We start from the raw sequence: 12,257 nt of genomic DNA, 5'->3' as shown, positions 1-12,257 counted from the left end.
CGGTTTTGCGCCGTGGCGGGCGCTGGATCAGAAGACGCGGCCCCGGAACGTCCGGCGCCGCATGCCGAAACGGACCTGTCATGGGGCAGGATTGCAGGCTGCTTCGCCACCGGAAGCAGCACGTTGTCTTGCCCGTGACGTGTCGAACGAAACGTGACGCCGCGATGTCGCCTTTCCTTCGGGCAAGAGCGGGATCGCAGCATTTGTTAAAGGACAAGACATGTTCAATTCCCACAAAGTGGAAATCGAGTGGGCCGGCCGCACGCTCACGCTGGAGACCGGCAAGATTGCCCGTCAGGCTGACGGCGCGGTTCTGGCCACCTATGGCGAGACCGCCGTTCTTGCCACCGTCGTCTCCGCCAAGGAGCCGAAGCCGGGCCAGGATTTCTTCCCGCTCACCGTCAACTACCAGGAAAAGACCTTTGCAGCCGGACGCATCCCGGGCGGCTATTTCAAGCGCGAAGGCCGTCCGAGCGAAAACGAGACCCTCGTTTCCCGCCTGATCGACCGTCCGATCCGTCCGCTGTTTCCGGAAGGCTACAAGAACGACACCCAGGTGGTGGTCACCGTTCTCCAGCATGACCTCGAAAACAACCCCGACATTCTCGCCATGGTCGCGACCTCGGCCGCGCTGACGCTGTCCGGTGTTCCGTTCATGGGCCCGATCGGCGGCGCGCGCGTCGGCTACATCAACGGCGAATATGTGCTGAACCCGCATATCGACGAAATGCCCGAAACCGCGCTTGACCTCGTCGTCGCCGGCACGGGCGATGCGGTTCTGATGGTGGAATCGGAAGCCAAGGAACTCAACGAAGACATCATGCTCGGCGCCGTCATGTTCGGCCACAAGGGCTTCCAGCCGGTGATCGACGCGATCATCAAGCTCGCCGAAGTCGCCGCCAAGGAGCCGCGCGAATTCGAGCCGGAAGATCATTCCGCGCTCGAAAGCGACATGCTCTCCTTCATCGAGAACGAGCTGCGCGACGCCTACAAGATCACCGAGAAGGCCGCCCGCTACGCCGCCGTCGACGCCTGCAAGGCGAAGGTCAAGGAGCGCTACGCCCCGGCCGAAGGCGAGGAAGCCAAGTACACGGCTGAAGAAATCGGCGCCGTTTTCAAGCACCTCCAGGCCAAGATCGTCCGTTGGAACATTCTTGACACCAAGAGCCGCATCGACGGCCGCGATCTCGAGACCGTCCGTCCGATCGTCTCGGAAGTCGGCATCCTGCCGCGCACCCATGGTTCGGCGCTGTTCACCCGCGGCGAAACCCAGGCGCTGGTCGTTGCCACGCTTGGCACCGGCGAAGACGAGCAGTATGTCGATGCCCTGACCGGCATGTACAAGGAACGCTTCCTGCTGCACTACAACTTCCCGCCCTATTCGGTGGGTGAAACCGGCCGCATGGGCTCCCCGGGCCGCCGCGAGATCGGCCACGGCAAGCTTGCATGGCGCGCGATCCGCCCGATGCTGCCGACCATCGAGCAGTTCCCCTATACGCTGCGCATCGTCTCCGAGATCACCGAATCCAACGGCTCGTCCTCGATGGCGACCGTCTGCGGCACCTCGCTTGCGCTCATGGATGCCGGCGTTCCGCTGGCAAAGCCGGTTGCTGGCATCGCCATGGGCCTGATCCTGGAAGGCGAGCGCTTCGCGGTTCTCTCCGACATTCTCGGCGATGAAGACCACCTCGGCGACATGGACTTCAAGGTTGCGGGTACTGCCGACGGTATCACCTCGCTGCAGATGGACATCAAGATCGCCGGCATTACCGAGGAGATCATGAAGGTCGCGCTCGGCCAGGCCCAGGGCGGCCGCAACCACATCCTCGGCGAAATGTCCAAGGCCATCACCGAAGGCCGCGAGCAGCTCGGCGAATACGCACCGCGCATCGAGATGATGACGATCGCCGTCGACAAGATCCGCGACGTTATCGGTTCGGGCGGCAAGGTCATCCGCGAGATCGTGGAAAAGACCGGCGCCAAGATCAACATCGAGGATGACGGCACGATCAAGATCGCATCGTCTTCCGGCAAGGAGATCGAGGCTGCCAAGAAGTGGATCCACTCGATCGTCGACGAGCCGGAACTGAACGCGATCTACGAAGGCACGGTCGTCAAGACCGCCGACTTCGGCGCTTTCGTCAACTTCTTCGGCCCGCGCGACGGTCTCGTCCACATCTCGCAGCTTGCTTCCGAGCGCGTCGCCAAGACCACCGATGTGGTCAAGGAAGGCGACAAGGTCTGGGTCAAGCTCATCGGCTTCGATGAGCGCGGCAAGGTCAAGCTGTCGATGAAGGTCGTCGACCAGGAAACCGGCAAGGAAATCGAGCGCAAGCCGAAGTCCGACGCCGCCGAGTAAGGCTGGCAAACTGTCAGGTATGAACCTGCGGAGCAGTGATGCTCCCTCCAATCTCCCCCCTTGAGGGGGAGATGTCGCGAAAGCGACAGAGAGGGGTAATGGGCATAAGCCCGTTACTCCGCATTTGCCGATAGGGTTCACCCCTCTCTGCCCCTGTCGGGGCATCTCTCCCTCAAGGGGAGAGATTGTGGGTGGCGAACCGCGAGGCATTCACTTTCGGGCGTGAGCGTTATGGCTCGCGCCTTTTTCACAGGTAGAATCATGGCCCGCGAGACGCTGAAAACCATTTTCCATCCCTTCGAAAGCGGCACCATCGCCATGCCCGAGGGCGGGCGTTGCCTGTTCCTCGGCGCCGAACCCGGCTACCGCGTGCCGGAGGGCTTTGGCGCTGCGATCGAGGCGGTGCAGCCCTATCGCCCGCATTTCATCGGGCTGGAGCGCGCGCATGCCGATGTCGCGCCGGAGGCGGGCGAGGGGCCATACGACCTGATGCTCATCCTGCTCACCAAGCATCGCGGCGAGAACGAGAACCGGATCGCGGAAGCGCTCGCAAAGACCGTGGCCGGCGGCTTCATCGTGATCGCGGGCACCAAGGAAGAGGGCATCCAGTCGCTGCGGAAGCGGCTCGGCCATCTGTTCGCCGATCTCGAATCGATGCCGAAATATCATGGCGTCGCCGTGTGGTTCACCCGCCCGGAGGATCCGTCCGAAGCGCTTGAAAAGCTCACCCACCCGACGGTCGAAATCGATGGTCGTTTCACCACCGTGCCGGGCCTGTTTTCGCATGACAGGATCGACGAGGGTTCGCGTATTCTCGGCGAGCGCCTGCCGGAGGATTTTTCGGGGCTGGCTGCCGATTTCGGCGCCGGCTGGGGCTATCTTGCCGCGATGCTGGCCGAACGCGCGCCGCGCGCGGAGGCCATCGATCTTTACGAGGCGGATTATCGCGCGCTGGAACGCGCCAAGGTCAATCTCGCCGGCGAGCAGGGCGCATTCCGCTATTTCTGGCAGGACCTTGCGGGCGAAAAGGTCAGGACGCGCTACGATCTGATCATCATGAACCCGCCCTTCCATGCCGGAAAGGCTACCGAACCATCGCTCGGCAAGGCGCTGATCAAGGCCGCCTGCGATGCGCTGAAGCCCGGCGGGCGGCTGCTTCTCGTCGCCAATCGCGGCCTGCCCTATGAACCGGTGCTCGCGGAAAACTGCAAGTCAAGCGGCGAGGATTATCGCAACGCCCGCTTCAAGATCCTCTGGGGCCGCAAATGAGGTTCAACGCTCTCATTCCGGAACTCGGCGTGAGGGACCTTTCGAAAAGCCTCGATTTCTATGTCGGTCTTATCGGCTTTTCGGTCGCCTATGACCGCCCGGAGGAGGGCTTTGCTTTTCTTGAGCTTGGGGCGGCGCAGCTCATGCTGGACACGATCGGCATGGGGCGGAATGTGGGGGACGCGCCGCAGAACCTTGGCGGCGGCATCAACTTCCAGCTCGAGGTCGCTGATTTCGACGGTATCGTCGCGCGGCTCGCCGCAGCGAAATGGCTTCTCGTGCTTGGTCCCGAGGAGCGGCGCTATCGCACGCCGAATGGCGAGAGAGGACAGCGCCAGCTCTGGGTGCGAGACCCGGACGGATATCTGCTCAGGCCGTTTCAGCCGATCTGATCCTTCCGCCCGGGATGCGGCTTACTGCTCGCCAAGCTTGATCGACGGGTCGTAATCCTTGCCCTCGACTTCCTTCACCACGGCCTGGCCGCAATAGGTCTTGCCGAGATTGGGGTCGAAGGTCAGCGACGGCGCGCCGTGCAGTTCCCAGCCCTTATTCAGCGCGTCGGTGACGCGGTGGCAGAAGGACGAATCGTCGGGACCTGTGAGGAAGCGGTAGAGTTTCATCGGGTTTCCTTTGTGGATTGAATGGCGTCGACCTTGGCCAGTAGCGACCGGGCCTGCTCCAGATGCAGGCGCTCGACCATGCGGCCGTCGAGATCGATGACGTTTAGCGCTTCCGTGCCCGGCTTTGCAAATGCTTCCACGATCGCGCGCGCTTCGGCCACGGCGTCTTCCGACGGGCTGAAATGGCGGTTGGCGGCCTCGATCTGGTTGGGGTGGATCAGCATCTTGCCGTCAAAGCCCATGGCCGCGCCTTCGGCGCATTCCGCTTCATAGCCAGCCTGATCGGCGAAATCATTATAGACGCCGTCGATGACGCGAATGCCGTAGGCGCGGGCGGCCAGCACGGTCTGCATCAGCCACGGCACCAGATAGGCGCGGCCGGGCGAGGGCGCCACGCCGGTTTCCGCGCGCAGATCATTGACGCCGACGACCAGCGCTTCCAGCCGTCCGCCGGCCCGCACATCGGAAAACGCGCCGGCGATGGCCGCGGCATTGACCACGCCCTCCGGGGTTTCGATCATCGCCCAGATTTTCATGCGCTCCGGCGCGCCGTTTCGTTTCAGGAGCGCGCCCGCCGTGGCCATGCTTGCGACATTGCCGACCTTGGTCAGCAGAACGGCATCAGGCTGGCAGGCCAGCACGGTTTTCATGTCCTCGCTGCCGTCTTCGGTATCGAGCGGGTTCACCCGGATCGCGGTCACGCCTTCGGGCCGGTCCTCGCTATAGAGGCGCTCCAGGTTCTCGCGCGCCTCGGCCTTTTTGCCCGGGGCAACCGCATCTTCCAGATCGTAGATGATCGCGTCGGCCGCAAGCGTCCTCGACTTTTCCAGCGCGCGCCGGTTGATGGCGGGTACGCTCAGCAGAGAACGCCACAGTTTTATGGAAGTCATGGCCATATTCCTGACAATTTCGGGACTCACTAGTTTTAGCAGTGCCTGAAAATGATGCTTCGCAAAGTTTTCGTCCGCATTCAATGAGACAAAATGGTCGCTGCCCCTTGCGCAAAGGCCACCGACGCGCCAGATTAACAGGTGTGAAAGGAAACTGATGATGGAAAACATCCGCTCCGTAGTAATGGCAATCGTCGGGCTGGCTGCCGTGGCCTTCGTGACCGTATTTGCTTTTTCCGTTGGTCTGGCGCTGATGGGCGTTCTTGCCGTGCTGACCGTTGCCCGTATGGTTGCTGGCAAGCTTAATCAGGCACCGGTTCCGGTTCGCACCCGCGACTGCCGCCGCAAGGATGGCATGCGTGTGTGGGATGATGGCAAGGGCAAGATCATCGACCTCTAAGAGGTGCGTTTTCGTGGTTCGATCGCTTTTCGGGCAGCCCTTGCGGCTGCCTTTTGTTTTCGCTCACGCGTACCAAAAGGTACAGTTTTCCGTTGAAAGCGGCGTAAAACCGCTATAGAGCGATGGCAAGCTCAATAAAATCTGCCGAGGATGTCCCATGGAAAAATTTGTCAAGCTGACGGGTGTTGCCGCGCCTCTGCCCGTGGTCAATGTCGATACCGACATGATCATTCCCAAGGATTATCTGAAGACGATCAAGCGCACCGGTCTTGGCGTCGGGCTTTTCGCCGAGGCGCGCTACAATCAGGACGGTTCGGAAAATCCGGATTTCGTGCTGAACAAGCCCGCTTATCGTGACGCCAAGATTCTCGTGGCCGGCGACAATTTCGGCTGCGGCTCCTCGCGCGAGCATGCGCCCTGGGCGCTGGCCGATTTCGGCATCCGCTGCGTGATTTCCACCAGCTTCGCCGACATCTTCTACAACAACTGCTTCAAGAACGGCATTCTGCCGATCATCGTGTCGCCGCAGGAGCTGGAGAAGCTGATGGACGACGCCGAGCGCGGGTCCAACGCGGTTCTGACGGTCGATCTGGAGAACCAGGAAATCACCGGTCCCGATGGCGGTTCGATCAAGTTCGAACTCGACGCCTTCAAGCGCCACTGCCTGCTGAACGGCCTCGACGACATTTCGCTGACGCTCGAAAAGAGCGACAATATCGCGAGCTACGAGAACAAGCTCGCGGCCGAGCGCCCCTGGGCCTGATTTTGCGCCTTTCTCCCGGTCACGGCCGGGAGAAGCTTTTCCATGCGCATGAACAACCCAAAAGCCTTCATTCTCGAAAATACTGAAATCCTGGCCCCGCCGCATGTTCCGGAAATCCGACTGCGGCTGGCGAGCGAGGTGCATGACCTTTGGCAGAAGACCGAGAGCGAGCTTGAGGCAATCGGCCTGCCGCCGCCGTTCTGGGCCTTTGCCTGGGCGGGCGGGCAGGGGCTGGCGCGTTATGTGCTGGATCGTCCTGACTGCGTGGCCGGCAAGCGCGTCGTCGACTTCGCCAGCGGCTCCGGACTGGTGGCGATCGCCGCGGCAAAGGCGGGCGCTGCCTCTGTTCTCGCATCCGATATCGATCCGTTCTCGGGCGTTGCCGTGAAGCTCAATGCCGAACTGAACGATGTCGCGCTCGGCTTTACCAGCCAGAATCTGATGGAGACCACACCGGATTGCGACGTGCTGCTCGCCGGCGATGTGTTCTACGATGCCCAATGGGCGGCGGCGCTGCTGCCCTGGTTCGATCGGCTGACGGCACACGGCATGACCATCCTCGTCGGCGATCCGGGGCGGGCCTATTGCCCGAAGGAGTGTCTGGAGCGGCTCGCCGAATACCAGGTGCCGGTCACGCGCGTGCTGGAGGATAGCGAGGTCAAACGGACCACGGTCTGGCGCTTCATCGGATGCACCTGAGTCGTCAAACATGAGTTGTGCACTCATGTTAACTGCTTGAAATTCCACGACCCGGATGGACTTGATGACAAAAGCATGCGATTTTCCGGGCCCGATAAACGGTCTTTTTCAATCCGCCGACTGTCAAACCGATTAAATCGGGACGGGCGGAGCGAATGGACTTGTCGCGGCCGTTTGCGGTGGCTACACCACCGGTGAACGTCGGTTGCGTCCGGCTCTGGTTGCCGGGCGACGCCGAATGCATAAATGCCGCGTCCTAATGAACGCCTGCGAGGTTTTGATGGCCACTCCGACCAGCAACCGGCCCCTATCGCCGCATCTTCAAGTCTACCGGTTCATACCGACCATGGCGATGTCGATCATCCACCGCATTACCGGCGGCGCGATGTATTTCGGCACGATCCTGCTCGCTGCCTGGCTGGTGTCAGCGGCCATGGGCAAGGAAGCCTTCGATTGCGTGAGCTGGTTCTTCGGCTCCTGGCTCGGGCTTTTGATCCTGTTCGGCTACACCTGGGCGCTGGTGCATCATCTGCTCGGGGGCCTTCGCCATTTCGCCTGGGATCTCGGCCATGGTCTCGGCAAGGAATTCACCACGAAGATGGCGATCTCGCTGCCCTTCGTCTCGGTCGCGGTCACGGTCCTTCTGTGGATCGTCGGGCTTCTGGTCTGGTAAGGAGAGCACCATGGATATGCGTACACCGCTGAAAAAGGTTCGCGGTCTCGGCTCCGCCAAGGAAGGGACCCATCATTTCTGGATGCAGCGGATGACGGCCGTCGCGCTCGTGCCGCTGTTCGTCCTGTTCATCATCTTCATCATCGCCCATATCGGCGCGCCCTATGAAGAGGTGGTGGCGAGCCTCGCCAATCCCTTCATCGCCGTGTTGATGGGGCTGATGATCGTCGCCGGCCTCGTCCACATGCGCATCGGCATGCAGGAAATCATCGATGACTACATCCATGGCGAAGTGCTGAAGCTCCTGGCGGTGATGGCGAACACCTTCTTCACCGTGCTGATCGGCGGGCTCTGTCTGTTCGCCATCCTGAAAATCGCGTTTGTAGGATAATATTCACATGGCTAATCCTTCTTCCCCCGCCGCCAATGGCAAGGCCTATGAATATGTCGACCATGCCTATGACGTGATCGTGGTCGGCGCCGGCGGTTCCGGCCTGCGCGCCACGCTCGGCATGGCCGAGCAGGGCTTCAAAACCGCCTGCATCACCAAGGTGTTCCCGACGCGCTCGCATACCGTGGCCGCCCAGGGCGGCATCGCCGCCTCGCTGCAGAACATGACGCCGGATTGCTGGCAGTGGCACCTCTACGACACCGTCAAGGGCTCCGACTGGCTCGGCGATGTCGACGCCATGCAGTATCTCGCCATGGAAGCGCCGCAGGCGGTCTATGAGCTTGAGCATTACGGCGTGCCGTTCTCGCGTAACGAAGAGGGCAAGATTTATCAGCGCCCCTTTGGCGGCCACATGCAGAATTACGGCGAAGGCCCGCCGGTGCAGCGCACCTGCGCCGCCGCCGACCGCACGGGCCACGCCATCCTGCACACGCTTTACGGCCAGTCGCTGCGCAACAACGCCGAGTTCTTCATCGAATATTTCGCGATCGATCTGATCATGAGCGATGACGGGGTCTGCACCGGCGTCGTCGCCTGGAACCTCGATGACGGCACGATCCACCGCTTCGCCGCCAAGATGGTGGTGCTGGCGACCGGCGGTTACGGCCGCACCTATTTCTCGGCGACCTCCGCGCATACCTGCACCGGCGATGGCGCCGGCATGATCGCGCGCGCCGGCCTGCCGTTGCAGGACATGGAGTTCGTCCAGTTCCACCCGACCGGCATTTATGGCGCGGGCTGCCTGATCACCGAGGGCGCGCGCGGCGAGGGCGGTTATCTTGTCAATTCCGAGGGCGAGCGCTTCATGGAGCGCTATGCGCCGTCGGCGAAGGACCTCGCCTCGCGCGATGTGGTCTCGCGCTGCATGACGATGGAAATCCGTGAGGGCCGCGGCGTCGGCAAGAACAAGGATCACATCTTCCTGCATCTCGACCATCTCGATCCCGCGGTTCTCGCCGAGCGCCTGCCGGGGATTTCCGAGAGCGCGAAGATCTTCGCCGGCGTTGATGTGACCCGCGAGCCGATCCCGGTCCTGCCGACGGTCCACTACAATATGGGCGGCATTCCGACCAATTATTACGGTGAAGTGCTGAACGCCGACGGCGACAATCCCGAGCGTCTCGCGCCCGGCCTGATGGCCGTCGGCGAGGCCGGTTGCGCCTCGGTGCATGGCGCCAACCGTCTCGGCTCCAACTCGCTGATCGACCTCGTGGTCTTCGGCCGCGCCGCCGCGATCCGCGCCGGCCAGGTGATCGACCGCGAGGCGTCGATCCCGGCGCTCAATATCGAAGCCTGCGACAGGATCATGGCGCGCTTCGACAAGACCCGCCATGCGTCCGGCTCGCAGCCGACGGCGGTGCTGCGCGACAAGATGCAGCGCGCCATGCAGGAAGAGGCGGCCGTATTCCGCACCCAGGAAACGCTGGAGGAAGGCTGCCGCCGGATTTCGGAAATCTGGAAGGAACTGCCGGACGTCAAGGTCACCGACCGCTCGATGATCTGGAACTCCGACCTTGTCGAGACGCTGGAACTGCAGAATCTAATGGCCTGCGCGATCACCACCGTCTACGGCGCCGAGGCCCGCAAGGAAAGCCGCGGCGCCCATGCCCGCGAGGACTATGCAGATGGCCCGTTTGCCGGCCGCGACGACGAGAACTGGCGCAAGCATACGCTGGCCTGGGTCAACGAGGCCGGCGACGTCAAGCTCGACTACCGCCCGGTCCACACCGACCTCATCGCCGATGGCATCGACATCAAGAAGATCGCGCCGAAGGCGCGGGTGTACTGATCGAGGATAGATGTGATGGGTGAGATAACGATCAAGGTCGCGGACGAGGCGCTGGTACGGCGGCTGACCGAACTGGCCGACACCCATCAGATCTCGCCGGAAGCCGAAGCGACCGCAATTCTCCGCCGCGCCACCGGCGTTCCGCTCGATCGGGAGAGCAGACTGGCGACGGCGAAGCGTATTGCCGATCTGACGCCGCACCGGCTGCAGACGGACTCGACGGAGTTGCTGCGCGAGGATCGGTCGCGATGACGCTTGTCATCGATTCTTCGGTGATCGTGAAGTGGTTCGTGCGGGAAGAAGGGCACCTGGAGGCGTTGAAACTGTTGGAGATGACGGAGCAACTGAGTTGTCCAGACTTTGCCTTGGCCGAGGCTGCCAATGTTCTTTGGCGGAAGGTGCGCCTTGGTGAAATCGGCTCGGGACAGGCAAGGGAGGCCGTGGGTCAGATGGCAGGCTTTTTCGATTCGATCGTTCCGTCATCCGCCCTGCTGGAGGCAGCTTTCGATCTGGCTGGAACGCTTCAGCACAGCGTTTACGATTGCATGTTTCTCGCTTGCGCACTGAGAAAACAGGGCGACGTTCTGGTGTCGGCTGACGAGAAATTTCTGACGAAGACTTCAGAGAGCGGTTTTGCGGCGTCGGTCCGGCCGCTGTCCGGATTGAATCTCTGAAGCAACACGGTATATTTAGGAACACAGGATAACCGCCATGGTTGAATTCACGCTTCCCAAGAACTCGAAGATCAAGACCGGCAAGACCTGGCCGAAGCCGGAGGGCGCTTCCAATCTGCGCGAGTTCAAGATCTACCGCTGGAACCCGGATACCGGCGAGAACCCCTCGATCGACACCTATTTCATCGATCTCGATGATTGCGGGCCGATGGTTCTCGATGCGCTGCTTTACATCAAGAACAATATCGACCCGACGTTGACGCTGCGCCGTTCCTGTCGCGAGGGCATCTGCGGATCGTGCGCGATGAATATCGATGGCACCAACACGCTCGCCTGCACCAAGGGCATGGACGACATCAAGGGTGCTGTGAAGATCTACCCGCTGCCGCATATGCCGGTGGTGAAGGACCTGGTGCCGGACCTCAACAATTTCTACGCCCAGCACCGTTCCATCGAGCCCTGGCTGAAGACCGTCTCGCCGCCGCCGGCGAAGGAGTGGAAGCAGAGCCATGAGGACCGCGTGAAACTCGACGGGCTTTACGAGTGCATCCTGTGCGCCTGCTGCTCGACCTCCTGTCCGTCCTACTGGTGGAATGGCGATCGCTATCTCGGCCCGGCCGTGCTGCTGCAGGCCTATCGCTGGCTGATCGACTCCAGAGACGAGGCAACCGGCGAGCGGCTCGACAATCTGGAAGATCCCTTCCGGCTCTATCGCTGCCACACGATCATGAACTGCACCCAGGCCTGTCCGAAGGGGCTCAACCCCGCCAAGGCGATTGCCGGCATCAAGAAGATGATGGTCGAGCGTTCTGTCTGATCGTTCGTTCGGGCGTTGCGGTTTCTTACGGCGCTTACGCAATCGTGATGCCGGTTCAGGCCCTGGCGTGGTTGCGCTTTCGGGTGAATGTAGTGTAGCCCTTGCCGGATTGGACTTGCGCACGATATGATTGCCGACAGGTCCGGTCGTCTCCTCGCTTTCTTCGCGTGGCGGGCAGGCAGGCACTTTGAAGCTGTGCAACGGGGCTGCGCCCCATTGCGCCAGAGGAGCAGGAGTTCGGGTTGATGGTTCACAAGGTTTTGGTGGTCGCGGCAGTGACCGGGGTTCTGGCCCTCAGCGCATGTCAGCGGACGACCTATGATTATTCTCCGCCGGCGCCTCCGCCGCCGCAGCCTCTGACCCCGGCGCCCGCCGGTCAGGTGCAGAGCGGCACGCTCCCGCCGCCTGCTGGCGCGACTGCGACCGGCACCTACGGAACCGCCCAGCCGAGCACGACTGATATGACCACCGGGCAGTATCCGGCAGCACCGGGTGCTCCGACCGAAACGGCTGGCGGCATGGGCACGGTTGCCGCCCCCGCAGGCGCGGTTCCGGTGACCAATTCCGCGCTTGTGGGAAGCTGGAAGGTCAGCGAAGGCGGCGTTTCCTGCGACATGTTCCTGACGCTGACCAATCTCGGCGAAGGCCTGCGCGGCGGCACGCGCGGTTGCACCGGCGGGCTTTCGACCATGAAGTCCTGGGGCATCAATGGCGATCAGGTCGTGCTCAACGATGCCAATGGCTATGCCATCGCCAGGCTCTACAAGACCGCCGACAATCGCATCGAAGGCACCAGCAGCTCCGGCCAGCAGGTCGTGCTGAGCCGCTGACGAAAAGGGCCCGGACGGGCCCT

General features: G+C 62.1%; 15 protein-coding genes. 13 read left to right on the top strand and 2 right to left on the bottom strand.

All coding sequences use genetic code 11. The features are described from left to right. Positions 1-220: 220 nt before the first annotated feature. The 3 genes from pnp to V6765_RS20255 all read left to right on the top strand — a co-directional run bounded on the left by pnp (position 221) and on the right by V6765_RS20255 (position 4,020). A complete protein-coding gene (gene pnp / locus V6765_RS20265; protein WP_448432156.1) occupies positions 221-2,359 on the top strand; it encodes a polyribonucleotide nucleotidyltransferase in 2,139 nt (712 codons plus the stop codon). A gap of 261 nt (positions 2,360-2,620) precedes the next feature. Beyond that, positions 2,621-3,628, top strand: coding sequence for a class I SAM-dependent methyltransferase (locus tag V6765_RS20260; protein WP_448432154.1), 1,008 nt, complete (start codon positions 2,621-2,623; stop codon positions 3,626-3,628). After that, positions 3,625-4,020, top strand: a complete 396-nt coding sequence (locus V6765_RS20255; protein ID WP_448432152.1) for a bleomycin resistance protein — start codon at positions 3,625-3,627, stop codon at positions 4,018-4,020. Before V6765_RS20260 ends, V6765_RS20255 begins: the two co-directional genes overlap by 4 nt. Positions 4,021-4,041: 21 nt before the next feature. Here the strand turns inward: V6765_RS20255 and V6765_RS20250 are convergent, their stop codons facing one another. Beyond that, positions 4,042-4,248: a DUF1737 domain-containing protein gene (locus tag V6765_RS20250; protein ID WP_448432150.1), complete on the bottom strand. Its 207-nt coding sequence runs from the start codon at positions 4,246-4,248 to the stop codon at positions 4,042-4,044. Then, positions 4,245-5,144, bottom strand: a complete 900-nt coding sequence (locus tag V6765_RS20245) for an HpcH/HpaI aldolase/citrate lyase family protein (protein WP_448432148.1) — start codon at positions 5,142-5,144, stop codon at positions 4,245-4,247. Before V6765_RS20245 ends, V6765_RS20250 begins: the two co-directional genes overlap by 4 nt. Before the next feature lie 154 nt (positions 5,145-5,298). Between V6765_RS20245 and V6765_RS20240 the strand changes: the two genes are divergently transcribed. From V6765_RS20240 to V6765_RS20195, 10 genes are all read left to right on the top strand, one after another. After that, positions 5,299-5,538: a hypothetical protein gene (locus V6765_RS20240; protein ID WP_448432146.1), complete on the top strand. Its 240-nt coding sequence runs from the start codon at positions 5,299-5,301 to the stop codon at positions 5,536-5,538. A gap of 157 nt (positions 5,539-5,695) precedes the next feature. Continuing rightward, positions 5,696-6,301, top strand: coding sequence for a 3-isopropylmalate dehydratase small subunit (leuD, locus tag V6765_RS20235; RefSeq protein WP_230719517.1), 606 nt, complete (start codon positions 5,696-5,698; stop codon positions 6,299-6,301). Positions 6,302-6,349: 48 nt separating this feature from the next. Then, a complete protein-coding gene (locus tag V6765_RS20230; protein ID WP_448432466.1) occupies positions 6,350-7,000 on the top strand; it encodes a class I SAM-dependent methyltransferase in 651 nt (216 codons plus the stop codon). Positions 7,001-7,280: 280 nt separating this feature from the next. Next, positions 7,281-7,673 carry a succinate dehydrogenase, cytochrome b556 subunit gene (gene sdhC / locus V6765_RS20225; protein ID WP_448432144.1) on the top strand — a complete coding sequence of 131 codons (393 nt, stop codon included), beginning with the start codon at positions 7,281-7,283 and terminating at the stop codon, positions 7,671-7,673. 10 nt (positions 7,674-7,683) lie between these two features. Continuing rightward, the gene (gene sdhD / locus V6765_RS20220) at positions 7,684-8,064 is read left to right on the top strand and encodes a succinate dehydrogenase, hydrophobic membrane anchor protein (protein ID WP_448432142.1); all 381 of its coding nucleotides are present in this window, start codon (positions 7,684-7,686) and stop codon (positions 8,062-8,064) included. 7 nt (positions 8,065-8,071) lie between these two features. After that, a complete protein-coding gene (sdhA, locus tag V6765_RS20215) occupies positions 8,072-9,913 on the top strand; it encodes a succinate dehydrogenase flavoprotein subunit (RefSeq protein ID WP_448432140.1) in 1,842 nt (613 codons plus the stop codon). Positions 9,914-9,928: 15 nt separating this feature from the next. Next, complete coding sequence (locus V6765_RS20210; protein ID WP_448432138.1) at positions 9,929-10,165, top strand: hypothetical protein; 237 nt, start codon at positions 9,929-9,931, stop codon at positions 10,163-10,165. After that, positions 10,162-10,587, top strand: coding sequence for a type II toxin-antitoxin system VapC family toxin (locus V6765_RS20205; RefSeq protein ID WP_448432136.1), 426 nt, complete (start codon positions 10,162-10,164; stop codon positions 10,585-10,587). The genes V6765_RS20210 and V6765_RS20205 overlap by 4 nt, the downstream gene beginning before the upstream one ends. Before the next feature lie 37 nt (positions 10,588-10,624). Then, positions 10,625-11,404, top strand: a complete 780-nt coding sequence (locus tag V6765_RS20200) for a succinate dehydrogenase iron-sulfur subunit (RefSeq protein WP_018062706.1) — start codon at positions 10,625-10,627, stop codon at positions 11,402-11,404. A 245-nt stretch (positions 11,405-11,649) separates the two neighbouring features. Next, entirely contained in the window at positions 11,650-12,234 is a 585-nt protein-coding gene (locus tag V6765_RS20195; RefSeq protein WP_448432134.1) for a protease inhibitor Inh/omp19 family protein, read from the top strand. The last annotated feature ends 23 nt before the right edge of the window (positions 12,235-12,257 follow it).

This window comes from Martelella sp. FOR1707, assembly GCF_053484265.1.
This window is presented reverse-complemented; position numbering and strand designations above follow the sequence as displayed.